Origin of the sequence: Mameliella sp. LZ-28 (genome assembly GCF_012274245.1) — a bacterium.
In the GTDB taxonomy this organism is placed as follows: Bacteria; Pseudomonadota; Alphaproteobacteria; order Rhodobacterales; family Rhodobacteraceae; genus Antarctobacter; species Antarctobacter albus.
Genome location: NZ_JAANYX010000011.1, coordinates 593,568 through 616,225, shown reverse-complemented (window position 1 = coordinate 616,225; position 22,658 = coordinate 593,568). Strand labels below are relative to the sequence as shown.

Genomic DNA, 22,658 nt, shown 5'->3' with positions numbered 1-22,658 from the left:
TAAATACAAAGGGGGAGAGAGCGCATGACTCTCGACTGGAAACTTGGAGGCGTGCTCTTGGGCGTCGTCTTCTTTGCGGCGGTGCTGCTGGTCAAGCCCATCGGTGTCTCGACGCAATTCGTGATCCTGGACGGGATTGTGGCGGATGCGGTCAACCCGGATTTCATCACTCAGACCGAGGACGGATATACCTCGACCAATGCCTACATGGCCAAGTCGTCGGGCAAATATGCCAAGAGTGCGGCCAATCCGCTGAACTACTCGTTCATCTTCGTTTTGGCGATGGCAGCGGGTGCTGCGCTTTCGGCCTTTTCGCGCGGGGGCGTCGGACGGGCCGAAAAACGGTTGCCGCAGATCTGGGAGGCCAATTTCGGTGACACGCCGTGGAAACGCTATGCCGTGGCCTTTCTGGGCGGGTTTGTCGTGCTCTACGGCGCGCGTCTGGCGGGGGGCTGTACCTCGGGGCACATGATGTCGGGCATGATGCAGACCGCTCTGTCAGGCTACATCTTCGCCGCCGGGGCCTTTGCCGCCGCCATTCCCACCGCAATGATGATGTACAAGGAGGGCTGAACGATGGAAATCCTTCTGGCAATCGTGATCGGTGTCGCCTTCGGGGCGGTGCTGGACCGGATCGGGGCGACCAATCCCAACGTGATCTCGGGGATGCTGACCCTTCGGCGCATCAAGCTGATGAAGACCATCCTGCTGGCGATCGGCACCGGCTCGATCCTGATGTTCGGCGGGCAGATGCTGGGCCTTGTCGACGTGGGCCACATGAGCGTCAAGGCCGCCTATATCGGGGTCTTCATCGGTGGCTTGATGCTGGGCGCGGGCTGGGCGGCCTCGGGCTTCTGCCCCGGCACCGGCGTCTGTGCGGCGGCCACCGGGCGCCGTGACGCGCTGTTCTTCATCGCCGGGGGCCTTCTGGGCGCGGCTGCCTACATGGCGACCTACCCGGCCTGGAAGGCCAGCGGCCTGCTGAACGACATCGCGGGCGGCAAGGTCACGTTGGGCAGCGTTCCGGGATCGTCCTACGACGGGATCTTCGCCGTCTCTGGTGACATCCTGGGCATCGTGCTGGGCTTGGTCTTCGTGCTCGTGGCCTTTGTTCTGCCGGACAACCTGACCGGCCAGAAACGGCCCGCCGAGCTGCCCGCGGAATAGACCGCCACTCACGCGGCAAAAACGCCGTCCCGGGAGACCGGGGCGGCGTTTTTTCAGTCGATCAGAACGCCTTCGGTGACAAAGACCGCGCGATAGGTTTCCGGGCTGTCATCGAAATTCAGGGTTCCGCGCACGGTGACCTTTGTCGCCTCGGGGACGTCGGGCATGGGGCGCTTCATGCTGACCTCGAGCGAGGGACCATAACCGTTCTGACCGCAGAACGGGCAATCTGCCGGGTCCGGCACCAGCAGAAAGGTCGAGACATAGGCCTGTGCCTCGACCGGGACGTAGTAGCCCGTGACCTCGAAATCCTGCGCCTGGTCGCGCAGCGCCTCGGGGATGGTCTTGGCCACCGACCACGAGGTCTCTGTCTCTGTCTCCTCGTACTCGATCGCGCTGATCAGGTCCCAGGGGTTTGCCTCGGCCGTACAGGGGGCAGCAAGGCAGAGCGAGGCGGCGTGGAAGCCGGCGATGAGATGCATCATGGTCATGGCGCAGACGATAGGCCATGCGCCGCGCCCATGCCATGCCGTTTGCGCATGGGGCCGGGGGCTTGGCAAAGAATTGCGCGCCGCCGCCTTTCATGACCCGGTTCGCCTTTGCTATAGCTTGGACAAGCTGGGAGGGTGAGGCAGGGCATGAAGGCATCGGAACTGACACGGCGGCAGGCAACGCGCACAATCGACGGGTTGTCCTTTCCGGTGATCCAGAGGATCGGCGACTATCACCTCGTGGACATGACCGTTTTCGAGGATGGTTTGATCCAGGCGCCGGAACTGATGGACCTGGCCATGTTTGAGGAGGACGTTCACAAGGGGCGGGTCCGGACCTCGATCCCCGATGGCGAACCGTTGCGCCTTGGACGGTCCGGTTTGCTGGACCTGGAACAGGGGGACTGGACGCTCACGCCCGATGCGCTGGTCGAGCGGGTCTATGGCCTGCTGGCCGAGTTGAACCCCGGCCTGGACAACCTGACAGACCTGCAAGGCAGCGCCAGCCATGTCGTCGATGGGCGGTTGCGCTGGAAGCAGAACCGCACCCGCAGTGCGCCCTGGTGCGAGGCTGAGCCGGACAGCGACCATGACCGGAATCCGGGCAAGTGGCTCTGGGCCTTCGAGAGGGGCGGGGAGAGTATTGACCTGGTGCAGCTGGTCCTGTTCCGGAACGATGCGCTGACGGTCACGGGCAGCGGCGGGACGCGGTTTGTGTCACTCGATGATTTCGAGGTGGAGCTGGGACAGGGCCGATACGATTTCCCGCGTGAGGGCGACAGGGTGACGATCCGGGGGCTGGGGGCGGCAACCTGCGCCTATGCTGCGCCGGGGCCCTGTTCGGGTGAGGCGCTGATCGGAGAGTTGCGGGAAAGCGGGCGCGAACTGCGCGGCGAGCCGACGAGCTTCCATGTCTGCCGTTCGGCGGCGGATGCCTATTGGGCGGAGCCAACGGAAGAAAACCTTGAAACCCTGCGGCGGACCTATGAAGCGGTGCCGCCCCACCTGCGGCGCTACTGCGGCGACATGGATGAAAAGGACATTCCCATCCGCAAGGTGCTGTACGGCGACAGCAGGGTCTGAGGCTTTGGTGTGGCACCCGGAATGGAGGGGTGTGGGCGGTGATCCTTTCCTGACGGAAAGGACACCTTTGCCCACCGTAACTTTCGCGATGAGACGCGAAAGTTACACCATCATCTCCTTGGTCGCGCTCAGGGTCACGTCCGGGTAGTCGCGTTCGATCCGGTCGATGTCCCATTGCAGACGCGTCAGGTAGACCACGTCACCGTCATGGTCATAGCTGATGTGCTGCTTGTTGGCGTTGATGAACTTTTCCACCGCGGCCTTTTCGCCGGTCACCCAGCGGGCCGAGGTGAACTGCGAGGCGTCGAACCGCACCGGCAGACCGTATTCCAGCTCGATCCGGCTGCCCAACACCTCGAATTGCAGGGCGCCCACGACACCCACGACAAAACCCGAGCCGATCATGGGTTTGAAGACCTTTGCCGCACCTTCCTCGGCGAATTGCATCAGCGCCTTTTCCAGGTGCTTGGCCTTCATCGGATCGCCCGCGCGAACGCCTTGCAGCAGTTCCGGCGCAAAGGACGGAATGCCCGAGACCTTGAGCATCTCGCCCTCGGTCAGCGTGTCGCCGATGCGCAACTGCCCGTGGTTGGGAATGCCGATGATGTCGCCGGCCCAGGCCTCTTCCGCCAATTCCCGGTCAGAGGCCAGGAACAGCACGGGGTTGGAGATCGCCATCGGTTTCTTGGTGCGCACATGGGTCAGCTTCATCCCGCGGGTGAAATGCCCCGAGGCAAGCCGCACAAAGGCCACGCGGTCTCGGTGCTTGGGGTCCATGTTGGCCTGCACCTTGAAAACGAACCCGGCGACCTTCTTTTCCTCCGGCGCGATTTCGCGCGGGGTGGCCTGTTGTACCTGAGGTTCCGGCCCGTAGGTGCCGATGCCGTCCATCAGTTCCTTGACGCCGAAGGAGTTGATCGCCGATCCGAACCAGATCGGGGTCATGTGCCCTTCCAGTACCGACTGAGGGTTCAGCGCGGGCAAGAGCTCTCGCGCCATCTCGACCTCTTCGCGGAGCTGTTCCAGCAGGTTGGCGGGGATGTGTTCGTCGAGCCTGGGGTCATCCAGACCCTCCATCGCGATGCTTTCCGCCACCCTGTTGCGGTCGGCGCGGTCCATCAGCTCCAGCCGGTCGTTCAGCATGTCGTAACAGCCGAGGAAATCGCGCCCCATGCCGATGGGCCAGCTGGCGGGGGTCACGTCGATGGCCAGGTTTTCCTGGATCTCGTCGATGATCTCGAAGGTGTCGCGCGCCTCGCGGTCCATCTTGTTGCAGAAGGTCAGGATCGGCAGGTCACGCAGGCGGCAGACCTCGAACAGCTTGCGGGTCTGGCTTTCGACGCCCTTGGCCCCGTCGATCACCATGACCGCCGCGTCTACCGCCGTCAGCGTGCGGTAGGTATCCTCGGAAAAGTCGCTGTGGCCGGGCGTGTCCACCAGGTTGAAGCGGAAGTTCCGCTCCTTGCTGGCAAAGTCGAAGGACATGGCCGAGGCCGAGACGGAAATGCCCCGGTCCTTTTCCATCTGCATGAAGTCCGACCGCGTGCGCCGCGCCTCGCCCTTGGCGCGCACCTGTCCGGCCATCTGGATGGCGCCGCCATACAGAAGGAATTTCTCCGTCAGGGTCGTCTTGCCGGCGTCCGGGTGCGAGATGATCGCAAAGGTCCGGCGGCGGGCGATTTCGGGCGGCAGTTGGGGGCGGTTGGTGTCCAGCATGGACGCGAATTACAGCGGATTTCCCGCAGGCACAATCCATGCTTGGACGACGCGCTGGGCATGAGTGGCGAAGGCGCGGCACGGCGGTAGGACGGATAGGGTGACGTTACGTCAATGTCGAGTGTTAACCGTATGCGCCTCAAGTTGCCGCGGTTATCCTTTCGCGTGATATGGCCATCAGGTCGCCATGTCCGTCCGGCTTTCGACTTGCGTTGGCGGGATTGCTCCCTCGAAAATCAGACGCATAGGCCATTCCATGACACTCAATCCCGGCTCTCTTTATTTCACCGCCGTCATTACCGATGCCAACGCGCCTTATGCGGAATCCTTTTCATTCGTGGTGACCCAGGCCGTGGCTCCGGGTGAACAGATCCAGTTCTGGGATGCCGACACGACGCCCGCGGGTTTCACCTATACGGTCGGTGCCGGCGGTCTCAGTCCGCTGGACCGGGTCACGATCGCCGAGTTTTCAGCGACCGCCAACACCTTCACGATCCTGCAGGATCCGTCGGGCGGATCGGTCTCGGGCCTGACCTTGGGCAGTGCGGCCACCTGGACCAACAACAACGCGGAAACCCTCATGGCCGTGTCCGGCAACCAGGTGATCGCGGCGATCAACTCGCGGGACGCCTGGGACGAGAACTTCTCGGACATCGCGGTATACGGCGTCAGCCGGACCGCGATGGACACGTATCTGGCCGGCACGCCTGACCCCTCACCTGTTCTGTCGAATATCATCGGCACGCCGGCGGGGGCGGACAACTACATGTTCACCGGCACGGACCTTACCGGGCTGGACGATCCCGCCAACTGGACCGGGAACATCGACCCGGTCGACCACACGAACCCCAATGTGAACGGTACCACCTACGCCACACAGGACGCCAACATCAGTTGTTTCGCGGAGGGCACCCTGATCGCCACGCCGCAGGGCGAGGTTGCGGTTGAGACCTTGAACGCCGGTGACATGGTGCTGACCGCAGAAGGGGCTGCGGTCGAGGTTCGTTGGATCGGGCGGCAGACCGTCGTAAAGCGCTTTGCCGGGGAAAAGGCGCAATTGGTTCGCATCGCATCCGGGGTGCTGGGCAATCATTCGGATCTCTGCGTGACCGGCGATCATGGCATGGTGCTGGACGGTCTGGTCATCACTGCCGCGGCGCTGGTGAACGGCGGCAGCATCGACTGGGTGCCGCTGTCCGAGACGCCCGACCGGTTCACCGTCTACCATGTCGAGACCAAGGCCCATGATGTGATCCTGGCCAATGGCGCCCCGGCAGAGAGTTTCGTCGATTATGCCACGCGGCGGCGTTTCGACAATCACGCCGAGTACCTGGATCTCTACGGCGAGGATCGAGCGATCCCCGAAAGCCCGCTGCCGCGGATCAGCGCCGCGCGCCACGTGCCGCTTGCCCTTCGGCAGAGGCTGGGGATTTCCGGGGCGGCCTGATCGGCACGATTCCGGTGAGTTCTTGCCGGTTTCGACGGGCCAGTGCGTCGTCATTGGCAGAAATGCAGTTGAAGGCTATCCTGACGGGACCATTTCAGAAGGAGGTTCTTTCATGTCGGACTCGTCGCGCATTAAATCGCGCCTCAATCGGGCGCTCTGTGCTTTCGTTTCGGTGCCGCTCAGCGCGCTGCCCGTTGCCGCTCAGGACGGCAAGCTGCCTGACCGCATTCCGGGGCGGACGCAGGGCCGCACGCAGATCCGCATCGACCGCAGCAGCAAGATCCGCGTTCCGGGCCGGACCACCATCGGCAAGCGCCTGACCACCGGCGCCCGCATCGACGGCGGCCAACTGAGGACACCCAGTGGGATCCGGGTGAACCGGACAAGGATCGGCGACTGATCCTGCGCGCGGGCGGCGTGTGATGGGCGGCACACGGTGCCTTGTGCCGGATTATGCCCTGCCTGACGCGTTATGCGTGCCTTACTGGCGCTTCGACGTGCGCGAGGCCCTTGAGGCCGTCGCCCGTACTGCGGCGCGCCAGTGTGGCGTGATCCTGATCACACCTGATCCGGCAAGCGCCCGCGAGTTTATCGCGACAACGGAGCATCCCGACCACTTCGGCATCGTGTCTGGCGCATTCGACAGCCCCTGGCTGCGGGATCATGCGCCGATCGCCGTTGCCGAGGGGGATGGCATCTGCCTCGTGCGGCCTGCGCGGCCCGAAGGGGACCGCAAGCGCGACCACGCCCTGTTCGAGACCATCCTGCCCGGGGTGCAGGAGGTGACGTGCCATATCGTGGCGGGCGGCAACCTGGTCGGCGGGCCAGAGGGCAAGGGGTTTTCCACGACCGATGTCCTGCGTGAAAACGGGCTGGAGGACCCCGAGGTTCTGGTCGAGACCGGGCGCCAGCTTGGCCTCGATCACTGGCAGTTCCTGACGCCCTTTCCGGACGACATCAGCGCCCATGCCGATTGCATGTTGCGGTTCCTGGGGCCGGGACTTTGTGCGATCTGCGCTCGGGACGATACCCCCGAGGCGCGCGAGGTCAGTGCCGAGATGCGCGCCCGACTGGCCGAAACATGCCCGCAGGTGTCCATCCTGCCGCTGCCCTGCGTGGCGACGGACGGGTTCAACAGCCCGCTCAACTGGGTTCAGCTGGACCGTCGCCTTTTGGTGCCGGAGTTCGACCAGGCCGACCCGCTGGCCAAGACTCGGGCGGACCTGCTGCGCGAAGCCGGGTTCGACCCGGTGCCGATCCCCGCGATGACAGAGGGGCTGGGCGGTGCGCTGCACTGCCTGACCGCCTCGATCTTTGCCACTGCGCCGGAAGGGCGGTGATTTGTCTTGCCGCTGTTACATGGGCATGGCAGTGTGAACGTATAGTGAACATTTGGGAGGGTGACATGGATTTCAAGGCAATAGCACAGGAGCTCGTCGCGGGCTGCCGCGAAGGGCGCGAACTGGAAAATCTCGACAAGCTCTATGCCGCCGACGCCGTTTCGGTCGAGGCAATGACGATGCCGGGGGCCGACAGCGCCGAAACGCACGGGCTGGACGGGATCAAGGGCAAACATGCCTGGTGGTCCGAGAATTTCGAGGTGATCGAAGGGGTTGTCGACGGCCCCTATGTCCACGGCGAAGGCAGTTTCGCGGTGATCTTCGACATCAAGGCAAGGAACAAGGCCACGGGCGACGTGGACGCGATGAAGGAGGTCGCGATCTACACCGTCGCCGGCGGCCGGATCGTGCGCGAGGAATTCTACTACACCACCGCCGCCTAGCCGCCAGAGGACTTGCGCAGAACCTCGGCTGCGTCGGGGCGGGCCAATAATTGTTCTTCGACCTCCAGCGCCCGGGGATCGCTGCGGCGGTGGCCGGGCAACAGGTCGGCAACTTCGAGATCCTTGGGCAGCGCGGCGCGGGTGCGTGTATCGACCAGCATGGATTCCGCGGCGATTCCTTCGGCATAGATGATCTGATGAGTGTCAAAGAGCATCTGGTAGTAGTCCACGAAACCGCCCTTGCGCCGGGCCACGGTGTCGCCGTTCACGAGATGGCGGGCGCGGACCAGCAATTCCGACCGGCCGGCGCCCAGGTGATCGCGGCGCTGGTAGATGAACAGGCGGTGGTCGGGCGAGACCAGCAGGTCACGGGTGTTGTTCAACACGCCTTCGCGGATACAGATCGGGGCGAAGGCACCCACGGCGCGCACAGTCTGGTGACCGATCCAGCGGATCGGCTGCGGGCCGTCGTCGCGGGTCAGGATGCGGTCGCCGACCGTCAGCTGCTCGACCGCGCGCTGCGCGCCGTCGGCCAGCGTGATCATTGTCCCGGCGGTGAAGGATACGCAGGCCACCTGCGCATAGCGTTGCAGGGCGCCGTCGCAATCCACGCCGACAAGGACGTAATCCGCCCGGGCCGTCATCGGCGCCAGCGGCAGCAGGTAAACCTCTGCGGCATTGCCCTCGGCATCGGTTTCGACCAGCACCAGCGCCTCGGTCGTCTGGCCGTCGCCGGACATGAAGGTCACGCAACAATCCAGGTGCAGGTCGGCGCCGAAGGTGCCCAGGGCACTGCCGGCAGAGATGCGAAAGGGCGGCGTCGCTCCGGTTTCGACGGTCAGCGGTTTCAGCGCTGCCAGGGGCGAAAGTCGGTATATGTCGTCATGCACCAGTTCCTCGGCAAAGCCGATGGGATCGCCCAGGTTGGCACCGTTCACGACCCGCAGCGCATCGGCGCGGTAGACCTGCAGGCTTTGCGTGGCGCGGGCGGGATCGGTCTGGGGCATGGGTCTTTCACAAGGGCGATGGTCACTGGATAGACGCGGTCGGCCATTGTATGCCAGCACAATGTGTCTTCAAATAGTCCCATCTCCGGCGTTTTGTCGGCAATTGGGAAACAGGAACAGGGAGCGGAACATGGATCTGGGAATTCGCGGCAAGCGGGCGCTGGTATGCGCCTCGTCCAAGGGGCTGGGGCGCGGATGCGCCGAGGCGCTGGCAGAGGCGGGCGTCGATCTCGTGATGAACGCGCGCGGCGCCGATGCGCTGGAGGAAGCCGCCCAGGACCTGCGGGATCGCTACCAGGTCTCGATCAAGACAGTCGCGGCGGACATCGTGTCGGAAGAGGGCCGTGCAGAGGTTCTGGAAGAGGCGGGCGACGTCGACATCCTGGTGACCAACGCGGGCGGCCCGCCGCCGGGCATGTGGTCCGACTGGGGGCGTGAGGATTTCATCAAGGCGCTGGACGCCAACATGCTGACGCCGATCGCGCTGATGACGGCCCTGATGCCCAAGATGATTGACAAGGGTTGGGGCCGGGTCGTCAACATCACCTCGGTCTCGGTCAAGGCGCCGGTGGCGGTTCTGGGCCTGTCCAATTCCGCCCGCACCGGGCTGACCGGCTATGTCGCGGGCACCGCGCGGCAGGTGGCGCCGGACGGGGTGATCGTCAACAACTTGCTGCCGGGGTTCCATGCCACCGACCGGGCCGATGCACTGGACGGCGCGCGCGCCAAGGCGGCGGGGATCTCGATCGACGAGGCCCGCGCCGAACGCTATGCCACCGTCCCGGCGGGCCGCTACGGCACGCCGGAGGAATTCGGCAAGATGTGCGCCTTTCTCTGCTCGCAGCACTCCGGGTTCATCGTCGGCCAGAACATCCTGCTGGATGGCGGCGCCAGCAACATGACCATGTAATCACATGGCACGCGGACCGGACGGGCAGGGCGGCGGCGCGGGGTTTTCCCTTGCAGATCAGTTGTTCAACGCGGACAGCCTGCGCGACCTCGCGCAGGACTATGCTGCCTTGCCAGGGTTCGATGCCGATCGTTTCCACCGGGAGGCGGTCGGCGGCCTGGACGGGCGCGGCCTGCTCGAGCGGCTGGACTGGATCGCCACCTGTGTCGAGCGGCAGTTGCCCGCATCTTTTCCCGCGATGGCAGAAGCACTGGAGGCGGCCTTGCCGCCGCCCCTGGACCCGGCGCTGACCGATGACGATTTCGGCCGGTTCATCCACGCCGTGCCCGGTATGCTGGCGGTGCGGCACGGGTTGGAGGATCACCACGACCGTGCGCTGGACCTGATCTACGAGGCGACAAAGCGGTTCTCGATGGAGTTCTACATTCGCCCCTTCATCAACCGTTGGCCGGACGCGACACTGGCCCGGCTGGATCATTGGGCGGGGGACGAAAACTATCACGTCCGCCGGCTGGTCAGCGAGGGCACGCGCCCGCGTCTGCCCTGGGCCGCGAACATCACGCTGGACCCGGCGGTGCCGCTGCGGTTTCTTGACCGGCTGCACGCGGACCCCACGCGCTATGTCACGCGTTCGGTCGCCAACCACATGAACGACCTGTCGAAAGTCATGCCGGACCGGGTGGTGGCGCGACTGCGGGACTGGCAGTCGCAGGGGCGGCAGGATGCCAGGGAAATGGACTGGATCACCCGCCACGCCCTGCGCACGGCGGTCAAGCGGGGCGAGGGCCCGGCGCTGGAGCTGCTGGGCTATCGCCCCGGACATGTCCGGGCGCGGATCGATGGGCTGGCCGATTGCCTGCGCATCGGCGACACGCTGGAATTCGACGTGGTGCTGGAGGCGGACGAGGCGCTGCCGGTGCTCGTGGATTATCGCCTGCGGTTCAACCGTCCCAAGGGCACGGCGGAAAAGGTTTACAAGCTGAAAACCGGCAAGCTGACCCCGGGCAAGCCGCTGCGCCTGTCCAAGCGACACGCGCTCAAGGGAAATGCAACCACCTACACCCTGCACCCCGGCCCTCACGGGATCACCGTGCAGGTCAACGGGCAGGACGTGGCCGAGGCGGCGTTCGAGCTGACGGCCTGAGCGGCTCAGGCCTGTTCCCAGCGCGCCTCCAGCACTTCCAGCGCCTTGATCCGCTCGGATGTCTTGGGGTGTGACATCAGCCATGCAGGCACGGCGCCCGCACGCGTCCTGGTCAGGTCTTCCAGTTTGCTGAACAGCGATTTCTGCGGCGCCACGCCAATCCCGGCCTTGGTCAGCAGGGCGGCGGCATAGGCGTCGGCCTCGTACTCGTCAGAGCGCGACAGACGTGCCGCCAGAAGCGAGGCCAGCCCGTTGGCGATCAAGACGCCGATGCCCGGCAGGATACGTCCCAGGACCATCGCCAGCGCGGTCCGCAGCGCGTTCTGGCCGGAAAAGTCGATCATCCGGCGCCGCGTGTGCCCAAGGGCTACGTGTCCCAGTTCGTGGGCGATCACGCTGGCCAGTTCCTCGGCGCTGACTTCGCCCTGCTGGTACTTGCGATAGAAGCCGCGCGTGATGAAAATCCGCCCGTCCGGTGCCGCCAGCCCGTTGATCGGGTCGATCTCGTAGATGTTCACGCGAATGCGCGGCAGGTCCAGCGCGTCGGCCATGCGGTCGGTCAACCGCTTCAGCCGTGGGTCGGCCAGTTCCGTCGACTGGGCATCCAGCTCTTTCGCCGTGCGCCAGGCGGAAAAGCGGTAGTAGATCAGCCCGTAGGCCAGGGCGAGCAGGATCGGGGTCAGCTTCAGCATGAGGGGAATATGGGGCGGAACGCTGCCCGCGGAAAGGTGGCGTTCCCCCGTTTTCCGTCATTTGCCCCGGGTCAGCCGAAATGCTGTTCCAGCGCCCCCTTGGACAGGTCTGCCAGCTCTGCCAACGGCGCTTCGGACTTGCCAAAGCGTACCGTGTCGCCGGCAAAGCGGCCCACGGCACTGATCGGCACGCCGGCCTGGCCTGCGGCGATCATCAGCGCCTCTGCCGAGTCGAAGTTGCAGGAGACCAGGTAGCGGCCCTGGTCCTCTCCAAAGAGCGTGGCGGTGTCGTCGGTGTCGATCTGCACGCCCACGCCCGAGGCTGCGGCCATCTCGAAGGCCGCCAGCGCCAGCCCGCCATCCGAAAGGTCGGTACAGCAGCGGATCCAGTCCCGGTTGGCGCGGATGAATTCTCCGGCCACCTTTTCGGCGGCCAGGTCGACCGCCGGTGCATCGCCGTCCTCGCGGTGGAACACCTCGTAAAGCAGGGCAGACTGGCCGAGGTGGCCCTTGGTCTCGCCGACCAGAAGGGCGACATGGCCGTCGCGTGCATAGTCGAGGATCGGTTCCTCATCGGCGGCGATCAGGCCCACGGCGCCGATGGTGGGCGTCGGCAGGATGCCCTGGCCATCGGTTTCGTTGTAAAGCGAGACGTTGCCCGAGACGATCGGCATGTCCAGCGCAAGGCAAGCCTGCCCGATCCCGTCCAGCGCGCCGACGAATTGCCCCATGATCTCGGGCTTTTCGGGATTGCCGAAATTCAGGTTGTCGGTGGTGGCCAGCGGCCTTGCGCCCACGGCGCAGAGGTTGCGCCAGGCCTCTGCCACTGCCTGTTTGCCGCCCTCGACCGGGTTGGCGCGGACATAGCGCGGGGTCACGTCGCTGGTGAAGGCCAGCTTCTTGTCGGTGCCGTGTACGCGGATGACACCGGCGCCAAAGCCGGGCACGCGCATGGTGTCGGCCATGACCTGGCTGTCGTATTGCTCGTAGATCCAGGACCGCGAGCAGTAGTTGGGGCTGGCAAGCAGCAGTTTCAGCGCGTCCACGGGGTCGACCTGCGGCACGTCCTCGAGGGGGGCGGGCGGCTCTGTCGGTTCCCAGGGGCGGTCGTATTCCGGGGCCGAGGACGACAGCCGCGACAGCGGCATGTCCGCCATGCACTCACCGTTGTGCATGATCAGGAAGCGATCCTCGGGGATCGTTTCACCAACGATGGCAAAATCGAGGTCCCACTTGTCGAAGACGGCCTTGGCCTCGGCCTCTTTCGCGGGGTCCAGCACCATGAGCATCCGCTCCTGGCTTTCGGAGAGCATCATTTCGTAGGCGGTCATGTTGGTTTCGCGCTGGGGCACGTTTTCCAGATCCAGCCGGATTCCCAACTGACCCTTGTCGCCCATTTCCACCGCGGAGCAGGTCAGGCCCGCCGCGCCCATGTCCTGGATCGAGATCACGGCGCCGGTCTGCATCAGCTCCAGCGTCGCTTCCATCAGGCGTTTCTCGGTGAAGGGGTCGCCGACCTGGACGGTGGGACGCTTTTCCTCGATCGACTCGTCGAACTCGGCACTGGCCATCGTGGCACCGCCGACGCCGTCGCGGCCCGTCTTGGCGCCCAGGTAGACCACCGGGCGACCGACGCCGCTGGCGGCGGAATAGAAAATCTTGTCCGCATCGGCGAGCCCGGCCGCAAAGGCGTTCACGAGGCAGTTGCCGTTGTAGGCAGGGTGGAACCGGGCCTCGCCGCCCACGGTCGGGACGCCGAAGGCATTGCCATAGCCGCCGATCCCTTCGACCACGCCATGCACCAGCTGTCGTGTCTTGGGGTGGTCCTTTTCGCCAAAGCTGAGCGAGTTCATCGCTGCGATGGGCCGTGCGCCCATCGTGAAGACATCGCGCAGGATGCCGCCCACGCCGGTGGCCGCACCCTGGTAGGGCTCGATGTAAGAGGGGTGGTTGTGGCTTTCCATTTTGAAGACCACGGCCTGACCGTCGCCGATGTCCACAACGCCCGCGTTCTCACCCGGGCCGCAGATCACCTGCGGGCCGGTGGTCGGCAGTTTCTTGAGGTGGATCTTGGACGACTTGTAGGAACAATGTTCGTTCCACATGGCCGAGAAGATGCCCAGCTCTGTAAAGCTGGGTTCGCGATTCAGGATGCGCAGGATCTCGGCGTATTCGTCGGGCTTGATCCCGTGCGCCTCGATCAGCTCTTCGGTGATGGCCGGTTCCTGCATCGTTTGTCCCCCGTCTGCACTGTCGAGCGGTCTTTACGCGATGGCTAGACGCAGGGAAAGGGGGCGGATTGCGGCGCATGTGCGCGGAGGCGCGTTATGCTGCAGGTGCGAAGGCCGCGGGATGGGCAGCCGGCGGATCTGCGCTCCAAAAGCGAACCCTTGGCGGAGCGAATTGTCTTTCACTCTCCCTTGGCGTGCAATTCCGGAGTATGCCGAGATGTGAATTTTCGGCCATTTGTCAGAACGGGTGATGAAAATGCGGGCAAATCTCACGGTCTTTCGGTAATTGACGTATGGTCAACTGTTGGTATGTGGCCCAGATCAAGCGAGTGTCGTGTCAGGCGCCACACGATATAGCGGGAAATCAGGCGTTGTCCGTCGGGCCAAAAAAAAGGCCGAGCTCAAAGCTCGGCCGAAGTCCAACAGGGAGGTATGAAGATGAACCGCGAATGAGCGTTTCATCGTTCACATGCCGAATATGTCATCGGAACTGACTCGATCAAGCCATTTTACGTCGCAGGCGCAGCATTGCCGCTATGCGTGATGCGCATACCACAGTGATTTATGCCCGTTTGGCGAGAGTTCAGTCGTCTCCCATCGCGCGAACCTGGCGGCGGTGGGCCATGATTTCTTCCTGCACGAAGTCGCGGAACGCGGCTACGCGCTTGGATTGTCTCAACTCTTCCGGGTAGGCAAGGAACACCGGCACTTCGACCGACTCGACCTCCGGCAGGACGCGTACGACATTCGGGAAATCCTCGATGATGTAATCGGGCAAGACGCCGATTCCGAGGTTCGAGATCACGGCCTGCAATACGCCGAAATAGTTGTTCACGGTCAGTGTGGCCGGCAAATCGTAGGTCAGCAGCTCCTGGACCAGTGCCTTGCCCGAAGCTACCTGCGCGGAATTCGGATTCTGGCAGATCAGCCGATGCCCCTGCATGTCCTCCAGGGCCTTGGGCTCGCCATGTGCCGCAAGGTACTGAGGCGACGCGTAAAGACGCATCCGAATGCTCATCAGCCGTTTGCGGATCAGGTCGGCCTGGCTGGGTTCCTTCATGCGGATGGCCACGTCGGCCTCGCGCATGGGAAGATCCAGCACGCGTTCCTCCAGCATCAGGTCGATGTTCAGCTCGGGGTATTTCTCGTAGAGCTTGAAAAGGCGCGGTGCCAGCCAGAGGGCGCCAAAGCCATGCGTCGTGGTCACGCGCAGCTTGCCAAAGACCTCTTCCTCGCTGTCTCGGATGCGGGCGGTGGCGGCGTCGATCCGCTTGATCATCGACGAGGTCGCGTCGAACAGAAGTTCGCCCTGTTCGGTCAGGATCAGACCACGGGCGTGACGGTGGAACAGGGTGGTGTTCAGTGATTCCTCGAGCGCACGGATCTGCCGCGACACCGCCGATTGTGACAGGTGAAGCGTATCGCCCGCGTGCGTGAGGCTGCCTGCGTCAGCAACCGCGTGAAATATTCTGAGCTTATCCCAATCCATATCGCCACAGTCTTGTTTGTCTGTCTCATTATACGACAGAATGCGTTTGTTAAGGGCTTTACGGGACTAACACGTCATTTTCGCAATATTTTCCCTGTTCGGGTCATACAGTCTGACCTATATTTTACCCTGAATGCACATATCTTCTGCGTTAGGAGGCGCGCGATGAGCAAGCACCAGATTACGCTGAACGACCGGTTCGACCTGGACAAGGACAAGGTCTTGCTGAACGGGACCCAGGCCCTTGTCCGGTTGATGCTGACCCAGAAGGCCCGCGACCGGGCCGCCGGATTGAACACCGCGGGTTATGTCACGGGCTACCGGGGGTCCCCGCTGGGCGCGGTCGACATGCAGATGCGCCGGGCCGAGAAATACCTGTGCGCCGCCGACGTGAAATTCGAGGAAGGCCTCAACGAGGACCTGGCCGCCACCGCGCTCTGGGGCAGTCAACAGGCGGAGCTGCGCGGCGAGGGCAAATTCGACGGGGTCTTTGGCCTCTGGTACGGCAAGGGGCCGGGCGTCGACCGGTCCGGCGATGCCATGCGCCACGCCAACATGGCGGGCACATCGAAACATGGCGGCGTGCTGATGGCGATGGGTGACGACCACACCGGCGAATCCTCGACCGTGCTGCACCAGTCCGAATGGGCGCTGGTGGATGCCTACATGCCGGTCGTGTCGCCCGCCGGCGTGCAGGAGATCCTGGACTACGGCCTATACGGCTATGCGCTGTCGCGCTTTTCCGGCCTCTGGGTCGGTCTGAAGACGATGAAGGACACGATCGAGGCGACAGCCGTGGTCGATGGTCGCCCCGACCGGGTGCAACTGGTCACGCCTGACTTCGACATGCCCGAGGGCGGGTTGAACATCCGCCTTCAGGACACGCCGCACGCGCAAGAGGCGCGGATGATCGACTACAAGCGATTTGCTGCCGAGGCGTTCTCGCGCGCCAATGGCATGGACAAGCGCGTCTGGGGCAAACCCGGTGCCAAGATCGGCCTCGTGGCGGCGGGCAAGAACTGGCTCGACCTGCAGCACGCCATGTCGCTGCTGGGCATCGACGAGGGTGAGGCCGAACGCCTGGGGATCACGACCTACAAGGTCGGGCAGGTCTTTCCGCTGGACATGCAGGGATTCTACGACTGGGCCGAGGGGCTCGACCTGATTGTGGTCATCGAGGAAAAGCGCAAGTTGATCGAGGTGCAGATCAAGGAGGCGCTGTTCGACAACCGCCAGGGCCGCCGCGTCTATGGCTGGTACAAGGGCGGGGCAGGCGGGATGCACCGCGATGAGCTGTTCCCGACCCGCGGTGCGCTGGACCCCACATGGATCGCGCGCAAGTTGGGCGAGATCTTTGTCGAAGAGGGACGCGGCACCGACCGGATCAAGGCCGGGCTGACGCAGATCGAAGAAGCGGCACGCGCCGACAACCTTCCCGAGATCGCCGCCCGTCTGCCCTATTTCTGCGCCGGTTGCCCGCACAATTCATCGACCAAGGTGCCCGAGGGCAGCCGCGCCTATGCCGGCATCGGCTGTCACTACATGGTGCAGTGGATGGATCGCGAGACGCTTGGCTTTACCCACATGGGGGCCGAGGGCGCGAACTGGATTGGCGAGGCGCCGTTTTCGAAACGCGGCCATGTGTTCCAGAACCTCGGTGACGGCACCTACAATCACTCGGGTGTGCAGGCGATCCGCGCCGCTTTGGCGGCTGGCACAAACATCACCTACAAGATCCTGTTCAACGACGCGGTCGCCATGACCGGCGGGCAAAAGAACGAGGGCGGGCTGACGCCACAGCGCATCGCCGCCGAGGTCAAGGCGATGGGTGTCGAAGCCGTCGCCGTGGTCTACGATGAAAAGGAAGAGGTGAACCCTGCCTCCTTCCCGGACGGCGTGCAGACCTTTGAACGCGCCGAGCTGGAGGCCGTGCAGAAGCGCATGGCCCAGACAGAGGGCGTTTCCGCCATCATCTATGTCCAGACCTGCGCCGCCGAGAAACGCCGCCGCCGCAAGCGCGGAAATTTCCCCGATCCCGATCAGCGCGTCTTTATCAATACCGATGTCTGCGAGGGTTGCGGCGATTGCGGGGTACAGTCGAACTGTGTCGCCATCACGCCCAAGGAAACCGAACTGGGCCGCAAGCGCGAGATCGACCAGAGCGCCTGCAACAAGGACTTTTCTTGCCTCAAAGGGTTCTGTCCCTCCTTCGTGACCCTCGAAGGCGCGCAGGTGAAGAAATCCGCAACCACGGAACTGCACCTGCCCGACATGCCGGTGCCGCAGATGCCCGGGATCGACGGCACGCATAACATCGTCATCACCGGCGTCGGCGGCACAGGTGTGGTGACCATCGGCGCGGTGCTGGCGCAAGCGGCGCAGATCGACGGCAAGGGCGCGGCCATGATGGAGATGGCGGGCCTCGCGCAGAAGGGCGGGGCCGTCCATATCCACCTGCGGCTGGCCGAAACCCCCGAAGACATCAGCGCCGTACGCGTCGCCACCGGCGAGGCTCATGCGCTGATCGGTGGTGACCTCGTTGTCTCTGCCGGGTCCAAGACGCTTGGCCTGACCCGCACCGGCCAGACCGGCGCCGTGGTCAACAGCCATGAAATCATCACCGGGGACTTCACCCGCGATACGGAATTCACCCTGCCCACCGACCAGTTGCGGCTCGCGCTCGAGGCGCGGCTTCAGGACCGGGTAGCCTTTTTCGATGCCTCGGAGCTGGCCCGCGCAACGCTGGGTGACTCGATCTTTTCCAACATGATGATCCTGGGCGCCGCCTGGCAGCAGGGGCTGATCCCGCTGGGTCATGACGCCATCGCCGAGGCTGTGGAGCTGAACGGTGCCGCGGTGGACAAGAACCTGCGCGCCTTCGAGATCGGCCGCTGGGCGGTGCTGTACCCGCAAGAGGCGCGGGATCTGCTGACGCCCAAGGTGGTGGCGAAACCCAAAAGCCTCGAGGAAAAGATTGCCTTCCGCGCCGACCACCTGGTGGAATACCAGGGCAAGGGGCTGGCGAAACGCTATCGCAAGCTGGTCGATCCCATCGAGGACAAGCGTCTGAAAGAGGCCGTCGCCAAGGGGTATCACAAGCTGCTTGCCTACAAGGACGAATACGAGGTCGCCCGCCTGCTGCTGGAGACCCGCGACAAGGCTGCGGGCACCTTCGGCGGCGACTTCAAGATGACCTTTCACCTTGCGCCGCCGATACTGTCGAAAACCGGTGCCGACGGCCGCCCGGTGAAAAAGACCTTTGGCGAGGGGATGCTGCGCTGGTTCCGCCTGCTGGCCCGCTTGAAGGGCCTGCGCGGCACGCCGCTGGACATCTTCGGCCGCAGCGAAGAACGCCGCATGGAACGCGCGTTGATCAAGCAGTACGAGGCCGACATGGCCGAGTGGCTGCCCAAGGCACGCCCTGAAACAATGGATGCGCTGGTTGCCCTGGCCGAATTGCCGTTGCAAATCCGCGGTTTCGGTCCGGTCAAGGCTGGCAACGAGGCCAAGGCCGCCAAGCGGCGCGAAGAGCTGATTTCGGTCCTTCGGCAAGGCGGAAGCCCCTTGAAGGAGGCGGCGGAGTAAGGGAAAAGGCGCCCGCGCCGGGTCACGAAAGCTTCATCGGAATGTCACATATTCTGGTCACAAGGGTCGAACGACAGTAAAATGGCGCACGACACCAAGAAGGACCCGTTGCCGATGCCGAACCGGCGTCAGATCGCCCGTGACATCTCGTACAGCTATTCGGCCAGTACCCGGGGCGGGCGTGCCATGATCCGGCTGATGGAAAATGCCACGGGCCGGATCGGTCTGATCCGACGGGCCGAAGGCTATGAACATGAGGTCGCGCAGGGGCGGGATTTCTGGCAGGTCATGGTCGAACGCTATGGCCTGGGCCTCGAGGTGGTCGGCGGCAGCCTGGACAACCTGCCCAAGGACGGGCCGCTGATTGTCATCGCCAACCATCCCTACGGCATTCTCGACGGGCTGATGCTGGGCCATATCCTGTCCGTCGTGCGGGGCGATTTCCGTATTCTGGCGCACAAGATCTTTCGCAAGGCCGAAGAACTGGACCGGATCGTGCTGCCCGTCAGTTTCGAAGAGACGAAGGAAGCCGTGCAGCAGAACCTGGCGACCCGGAAAGAGGCGTTGGACTATCTCGCGGGTGGAGGATGCATCGGCATCTTTCCCGGCGGCACCGTGGCCACGGCGGGCAAGCCCTTTGGCCGCCCGATGGACCCGGGCTGGCGGACCTTTACGGCCCGCATGATCGCCAAGTCCAACGCGACCGTGGTGCCGATCTATTTCGACGGCCACACCTCGCGCCTGTTCCAGCTGGCCAGCCACCTGCACACGACGTTGCGCATGGGGCTGTTGATCAAGGAATTCCGCAAACGCGTGGACACGCCCGTGCGGGTCGCCATCGGGGAGGCGATCCCGAGGGCGGAAATCGACGCAAGGGCCAAGGATGCGCGCGCGATGATGGATTTCCTCCGCAAAGCCACTTATGAGCTGTCTCCGACTCCCCTGGCGTCCTACGACTACGGGTTCGAGTTCGAAGAGAAACACAAGGAAAAGCCGAAGGCGCGCCACTGACAAGACGCGCCGCAGGGCAGGCGGGAGCGCGAGAGCATGGCGGTAGGGATCTTCGACAGCGGCCTCGGTGGGCTGACGGTGCTGGATGCGGTATCGAAACGCCTGCCGGATGTGCCCTTTGTCTATTTCGGTGACAACAAGCACGCGCCCTATGGTGTGCGCGATGCCGACGATGTCTACAACCTGACCTGCGCGGCAACGGAACGGTTGTGGGACGCGGGCTGTGACCTGGTGATCCTGGCCTGCAACACCGCCTCTGCGGCGGCGCTGCGCCGGATGCAGGAAAGCTGGATTCCCCGCGACAAGCGCGTTCTGGGCGTCTTTGTCCCGCTGATCGAGGCGCTGACCGAACGCCAGTGGGGCGACAATTCGCCCCCGCGCGAAGTGGCCGTTAAACACGTCGCGCTGTTTGCCACGCCGGCGACCGTGCGCAGCCGGGCCTTTCAGCGCGAACTGGCTTTCCGCGCCATCGGCGTCGATGTCGAGGCGCAGGCCTGCGGCGGTCTCGTCGATGCCATCGAGGAAGGCGACATGATCCTGGCCGAGGCGCTGGTGCACAGCCATGTCGATGCGCTGAAACGCAAGATGCCGGCCCCGGAGGCGGCGATCCTGGGCTGCACGCATTATCCGCTGATGCAGGACATCTTCCAGGAGGCGTTGGGACCGGATGTGTCGGTCTATTCGCAGGCCAATCTCGTGGCGGAGTCGCTGTCGGACTACCTGGAGCGGCATCCGGACATGATGGGCCCGGGCAGGGAAAGCGGGTTCCTGACTACGGGCAATCCGCTGAAGGTCTCGCAGAACGCAACACAGTTCCTGCGCCGCAAGATTTCTTTCGACGCGGCCTGAATGGTGGCGCAGTCCGGTCCGGGGCTATTCTGATGTGCCGGGCCGTTCGCCCACGTCGCCGGACCACCAGGCGCGCTTGATCCCCTGGTAGACGGTGATTTCCTGGCCAGGCTGGTAGGGGCTCAACTGGTGTTCCTTGTACGCCAGGCTTTCACCGTGGCGCCCGTTTTGCTCTTCCCAGGTCAGTCGATAGCGATAGCGGTTGTTGACGCGGTAATTGGTGCGCTTGGTGCCCGTCACCCGCGCGGTCTCGCGCGTGCCGTAGCGCCTGGCGCGCACGGCGGCCACGGCCTTTCGTCCGGGAAACCACATGGCCAGCAGGGCCGCGACGCCAAAGATCAGCGCAATCCAGCGCGTGATGACCGAGGCAGTCCGATTTTCCCCTCGGCGCAGCTCGGTCGTGTCGGGAGCGCTTTCAAGATACCAGATCGGCACGCGGTCGCCGATGTCACTGTTGCGATAGAGGCTGGAACCGACCGAGCGGGTTAGGTTGATCGTCTCACCCCTGTTGGTCTCGAAGCGGAGCTGGAAGTAATAGGTGACTTCGCGATCGCCGTCGCTGTCGGTGGTGACGCGCTGGTACTTGTCCAGAAGATCGGCGGCGGTCTCGCGTCCCTCGGCGTCAAAGCGATGCGCCAGGTTCAACGAGATGTGGCTGATGAAGGTCAGGATCGAGAGGATCAGCACGAAGATCAGCGTGAGCCATCCGCCCATCCGCCAGAACAACCGCCAGAGCGGTACGGGTCTGTCACCTGCCACCTGTGCCATGTCGGCATATTGGCGGCGCCCGCGCCGGGGATCAACCGTGCAAGCCCCGGTTTTCGCCATTGATTGCAGGGGAGGGGGCGGCTATAGCCTTTGATCAGAGGAGCCCTGTCATGACCGCCTTTCACGCCCTGCGCCTGCGACGATGACCCGCCAGCCGTCCCCTTCGGCGGCGCCTTTCTCCTTTATTTCCCGCATTTCGCGCGGTGCGACCCGTGCGCCCCAATCTGCAGGTGACCTGACATGACCCATTCCATCGCCATCATCGGTGCCTCCGGCTACACCGGGGCCGAGCTGATCCGGCTGCTCGCCACCCACCCCTCGTTCGAGATCAAGGCACTGGCTGCCAATTCCAAGGCCGGCCAAAGCCTTGCCCAGGTCTTTCCGCACCTGCGCCACCTGGACCTGCCGGATCTCGTGACCTGGGAGCAGATCGACTTTGCCGGGATCGACCTTTGTTTCTGCGCCCTGCCGCACAAGACCAGCCAGGAGGTGATCTCGCAATTGCCGAAATCGGTGAAGATCGTCGACCTCTCGGCGGACTTCCGGCTGCGCGATCCGGCGGACTACGAGAAATGGTACGGCAATGCGCATGTGGCCGTGGAGACGCAGGCCGAGGCGGTCTATGGCCTGACCGAGTTCTACCGCGACCAGATCAAGAGCGCGCGGCTGGTGGCGGGCACGGGCTGCAACGCGGCAACCGGGCAATACATCCTGCGGCCACTGATCTCGGGCGGGTTGATCGACCTCGACGAGATCATCCTGGACCTGCAATGCGGCGTCAGCGGCGCAGGTCGGTCGCTGAAGGAAAACCTGCTGCACGCGGAGCTGTCGGAGGGCACAAATGCCTATGCGGTCGGCGGGACGCACCGTCACCTGGGCGAGTTCGACCAGGAGTTCAGCGCCCTGGCGGGGCGCCCGGTCGAGATCCAGTTCACCCCGCACCTTGGCCCGTTCAACCGGGGCATCCTGGCGACCGCCTACCTGAAAGGCGATCCGCAGGCGATCCATGCCGCGTTGACCACGGCCTACGCGGATGAACCCTTTGTCGAGGTGCTGCCTTTTGGCGAGACCCCTTCGACCCACCATGTGCGCGGTTCGAACTTTTGCCATCTCGGGGTCAGCGGCGACCGGCGTCCGGGGAGGGCCATTGTCGTGGCCGCGCTTGACAACCTGTGCAAGGGCAGTTCGGGGCAGGCGTTGCAGAACGCCAACCTGATGCTGGGCGAGGCGGAAACCGCCGGGTTGATGCTGGCGCCCTGTTTCCCCTGATCCAGCGGAGCGCGCT

At 64.2% G+C, this 22,658-nt stretch carries 20 protein-coding genes; 13 read left to right on the top strand and 7 right to left on the bottom strand.

Going from position 1 to position 22,658, the window contains the following annotated elements:
* Positions 1-24 precede the first annotated feature (24 nt).
* Together G9Q80_RS09600 and G9Q80_RS09595 are read left to right on the top strand one after the other, a co-directional pair.
* The gene (locus G9Q80_RS09600; protein WP_074620389.1) at positions 25-573 is read left to right on the top strand and encodes a YeeE/YedE thiosulfate transporter family protein; all 549 of its coding nucleotides are present in this window, start codon (positions 25-27) and stop codon (positions 571-573) included.
* Between the two features lie 3 nt (positions 574-576).
* On the top strand, positions 577-1,167 hold the full coding sequence (locus G9Q80_RS09595) for a YeeE/YedE thiosulfate transporter family protein (protein WP_069211482.1): 591 nt from the start codon (positions 577-579) through the stop codon (positions 1,165-1,167).
* A gap of 53 nt (positions 1,168-1,220) precedes the next feature.
* On the opposite strand, the gene G9Q80_RS09590 is transcribed toward G9Q80_RS09595, so the two are convergent.
* Entirely contained in the window at positions 1,221-1,652 is a 432-nt protein-coding gene (locus tag G9Q80_RS09590) for a hypothetical protein (protein ID WP_133066396.1), read from the bottom strand.
* A gap of 153 nt (positions 1,653-1,805) precedes the next feature.
* Between G9Q80_RS09590 and G9Q80_RS09585 the strand changes: the two genes are divergently transcribed.
* Positions 1,806-2,741, top strand: coding sequence for a DUF7638 domain-containing protein (locus G9Q80_RS09585; RefSeq protein ID WP_088714972.1), 936 nt, complete (start codon positions 1,806-1,808; stop codon positions 2,739-2,741).
* Positions 2,742-2,843: 102 nt separating this feature from the next.
* On the opposite strand, the gene G9Q80_RS09580 is transcribed toward G9Q80_RS09585, so the two are convergent.
* Positions 2,844-4,457 carry a peptide chain release factor 3 gene (locus G9Q80_RS09580; RefSeq protein ID WP_088714971.1) on the bottom strand — a complete coding sequence of 538 codons (1,614 nt, stop codon included), beginning with the start codon at positions 4,455-4,457 and terminating at the stop codon, positions 2,844-2,846.
* 256 nt (positions 4,458-4,713) lie between these two features.
* On the opposite strand from G9Q80_RS09580, the gene G9Q80_RS09575 reads away from it, so the two are divergent.
* From G9Q80_RS09575 to G9Q80_RS09560, 4 genes are all read left to right on the top strand, one after another.
* A complete protein-coding gene (locus tag G9Q80_RS09575; protein WP_157903818.1) occupies positions 4,714-5,904 on the top strand; it encodes a Hint domain-containing protein in 1,191 nt (396 codons plus the stop codon).
* Between the two features lie 112 nt (positions 5,905-6,016).
* Entirely contained in the window at positions 6,017-6,304 is a 288-nt protein-coding gene (locus G9Q80_RS09570) for a hypothetical protein (RefSeq protein ID WP_043139638.1), read from the top strand.
* 76 nt (positions 6,305-6,380) lie between these two features.
* Positions 6,381-7,244, top strand: a complete 864-nt coding sequence (locus G9Q80_RS09565) for an agmatine deiminase family protein (RefSeq protein ID WP_157903817.1) — start codon at positions 6,381-6,383, stop codon at positions 7,242-7,244.
* Between the two features lie 65 nt (positions 7,245-7,309).
* A complete protein-coding gene (locus G9Q80_RS09560) occupies positions 7,310-7,687 on the top strand; it encodes a nuclear transport factor 2 family protein (RefSeq protein WP_069211476.1) in 378 nt (125 codons plus the stop codon).
* Here G9Q80_RS09560 and G9Q80_RS09555 read toward each other — a convergent pair.
* Positions 7,684-8,694 (bottom strand): Hint domain-containing protein, encoded by a 1,011-nt coding sequence (locus G9Q80_RS09555; protein ID WP_088714968.1) that lies wholly within the window; start codon positions 8,692-8,694, stop codon positions 7,684-7,686. The genes G9Q80_RS09560 and G9Q80_RS09555 overlap by 4 nt on opposite strands.
* A gap of 130 nt (positions 8,695-8,824) precedes the next feature.
* On the opposite strand from G9Q80_RS09555, the gene G9Q80_RS09550 reads away from it, so the two are divergent.
* Together G9Q80_RS09550 and G9Q80_RS09545 are read left to right on the top strand one after the other, a co-directional pair.
* Positions 8,825-9,604: an SDR family oxidoreductase gene (locus G9Q80_RS09550; RefSeq protein ID WP_088714967.1), complete on the top strand. Its 780-nt coding sequence runs from the start codon at positions 8,825-8,827 to the stop codon at positions 9,602-9,604.
* Between the two features lie 4 nt (positions 9,605-9,608).
* A complete protein-coding gene (locus G9Q80_RS09545; RefSeq protein ID WP_088714966.1) occupies positions 9,609-10,748 on the top strand; it encodes a YhaZ family DNA alkylation repair protein in 1,140 nt (379 codons plus the stop codon).
* Between the two features lie 5 nt (positions 10,749-10,753).
* On the opposite strand, the gene G9Q80_RS09540 is transcribed toward G9Q80_RS09545, so the two are convergent.
* From G9Q80_RS09540 to G9Q80_RS09530, 3 genes are all read right to left on the bottom strand, one after another.
* On the bottom strand, positions 10,754-11,440 hold the full coding sequence (locus G9Q80_RS09540) for a M48 family metalloprotease (protein ID WP_088714965.1): 687 nt from the start codon (positions 11,438-11,440) through the stop codon (positions 10,754-10,756).
* 71 nt (positions 11,441-11,511) lie between these two features.
* Positions 11,512-13,671, bottom strand: coding sequence for a phosphoribosylformylglycinamidine synthase subunit PurL (gene purL / locus G9Q80_RS09535; RefSeq protein ID WP_088714964.1), 2,160 nt, complete (start codon positions 13,669-13,671; stop codon positions 11,512-11,514).
* Between the two features lie 583 nt (positions 13,672-14,254).
* Positions 14,255-15,160 (bottom strand): LysR family transcriptional regulator, encoded by a 906-nt coding sequence (locus G9Q80_RS09530; RefSeq protein ID WP_043139620.1) that lies wholly within the window; start codon positions 15,158-15,160, stop codon positions 14,255-14,257.
* 165 nt (positions 15,161-15,325) lie between these two features.
* Between G9Q80_RS09530 and G9Q80_RS09525 the strand changes: the two genes are divergently transcribed.
* From G9Q80_RS09525 to G9Q80_RS09515, 3 genes are all read left to right on the top strand, one after another.
* The gene (locus tag G9Q80_RS09525; protein ID WP_088714963.1) at positions 15,326-18,745 is read left to right on the top strand and encodes an indolepyruvate ferredoxin oxidoreductase family protein; all 3,420 of its coding nucleotides are present in this window, start codon (positions 15,326-15,328) and stop codon (positions 18,743-18,745) included.
* Positions 18,746-18,859: 114 nt separating this feature from the next.
* The gene (locus G9Q80_RS09520; protein WP_088672265.1) at positions 18,860-19,756 is read left to right on the top strand and encodes a lysophospholipid acyltransferase family protein; all 897 of its coding nucleotides are present in this window, start codon (positions 18,860-18,862) and stop codon (positions 19,754-19,756) included.
* Between the two features lie 36 nt (positions 19,757-19,792).
* Positions 19,793-20,605 carry a glutamate racemase gene (locus G9Q80_RS09515; RefSeq protein ID WP_069211469.1) on the top strand — a complete coding sequence of 271 codons (813 nt, stop codon included), beginning with the start codon at positions 19,793-19,795 and terminating at the stop codon, positions 20,603-20,605.
* 24 nt (positions 20,606-20,629) lie between these two features.
* Here G9Q80_RS09515 and G9Q80_RS09510 read toward each other — a convergent pair whose 3' ends face one another.
* The gene (locus G9Q80_RS09510; protein ID WP_157903816.1) at positions 20,630-21,373 is read right to left on the bottom strand and encodes a DUF3592 domain-containing protein; all 744 of its coding nucleotides are present in this window, start codon (positions 21,371-21,373) and stop codon (positions 20,630-20,632) included.
* A gap of 240 nt (positions 21,374-21,613) precedes the next feature.
* Here G9Q80_RS09510 and argC point away from each other — a divergent pair, with 240 nt between their 5' ends.
* A complete protein-coding gene (gene argC, locus G9Q80_RS09505; protein ID WP_088714961.1) occupies positions 21,614-22,642 on the top strand; it encodes an N-acetyl-gamma-glutamyl-phosphate reductase in 1,029 nt (342 codons plus the stop codon).
* The last annotated feature ends 16 nt before the right edge of the window (positions 22,643-22,658 follow it).

Excerpts from the sequence above, each read along its gene's own strand:
- G9Q80_RS09590 (WP_133066396.1), bottom strand. The coding sequence starts at position 1,652 with ATGATGCATCTCATCGCCGGCTTCCACGCCGCCTCGCTCTGCCTTGCT.
- G9Q80_RS09550 (WP_088714967.1), top strand. The coding sequence starts at position 8,825 with ATGGATCTGGGAATTCGCGGCAAGCGGGCGCTGGTATGCGCCTCGTCC.
- purL (WP_088714964.1), bottom strand. The coding sequence starts at position 13,671 with ATGCAGGAACCGGCCATCACCGAAGAGCTGATCGAGGCGCACGGGATC.
- G9Q80_RS09560 (WP_069211476.1), top strand. The coding sequence starts at position 7,310 with ATGGATTTCAAGGCAATAGCACAGGAGCTCGTCGCGGGCTGCCGCGAA.
- argC (WP_088714961.1), top strand. The coding sequence starts at position 21,614 with ATGACCCATTCCATCGCCATCATCGGTGCCTCCGGCTACACCGGGGCC.
- G9Q80_RS09600 (WP_074620389.1), top strand. The coding sequence starts at position 25 with ATGACTCTCGACTGGAAACTTGGAGGCGTGCTCTTGGGCGTCGTCTTC.
- G9Q80_RS09525 (WP_088714963.1), top strand. The coding sequence starts at position 15,326 with ATGAGCAAGCACCAGATTACGCTGAACGACCGGTTCGACCTGGACAAG.
- G9Q80_RS09510 (WP_157903816.1), bottom strand. The coding sequence starts at position 21,373 with ATGGCACAGGTGGCAGGTGACAGACCCGTACCGCTCTGGCGGTTGTTC.
- G9Q80_RS09555 (WP_088714968.1), bottom strand. The coding sequence starts at position 8,694 with ATGCCCCAGACCGATCCCGCCCGCGCCACGCAAAGCCTGCAGGTCTAC.
- G9Q80_RS09515 (WP_069211469.1), top strand. The coding sequence starts at position 19,793 with ATGGCGGTAGGGATCTTCGACAGCGGCCTCGGTGGGCTGACGGTGCTG.
- G9Q80_RS09595 (WP_069211482.1), top strand. The coding sequence starts at position 577 with ATGGAAATCCTTCTGGCAATCGTGATCGGTGTCGCCTTCGGGGCGGTG.
- G9Q80_RS09585 (WP_088714972.1), top strand. The coding sequence starts at position 1,806 with ATGAAGGCATCGGAACTGACACGGCGGCAGGCAACGCGCACAATCGAC.
- G9Q80_RS09530 (WP_043139620.1), bottom strand. The coding sequence starts at position 15,160 with ATGGATTGGGATAAGCTCAGAATATTTCACGCGGTTGCTGACGCAGGC.
- G9Q80_RS09575 (WP_157903818.1), top strand. The coding sequence starts at position 4,714 with ATGACACTCAATCCCGGCTCTCTTTATTTCACCGCCGTCATTACCGAT.
- G9Q80_RS09520 (WP_088672265.1), top strand. The coding sequence starts at position 18,860 with ATGCCGAACCGGCGTCAGATCGCCCGTGACATCTCGTACAGCTATTCG.
- G9Q80_RS09580 (WP_088714971.1), bottom strand. The coding sequence starts at position 4,457 with ATGCTGGACACCAACCGCCCCCAACTGCCGCCCGAAATCGCCCGCCGC.
- G9Q80_RS09570 (WP_043139638.1), top strand. The coding sequence starts at position 6,017 with ATGTCGGACTCGTCGCGCATTAAATCGCGCCTCAATCGGGCGCTCTGT.
- G9Q80_RS09545 (WP_088714966.1), top strand. The coding sequence starts at position 9,609 with ATGGCACGCGGACCGGACGGGCAGGGCGGCGGCGCGGGGTTTTCCCTT.
- G9Q80_RS09540 (WP_088714965.1), bottom strand. The coding sequence starts at position 11,440 with ATGCTGAAGCTGACCCCGATCCTGCTCGCCCTGGCCTACGGGCTGATC.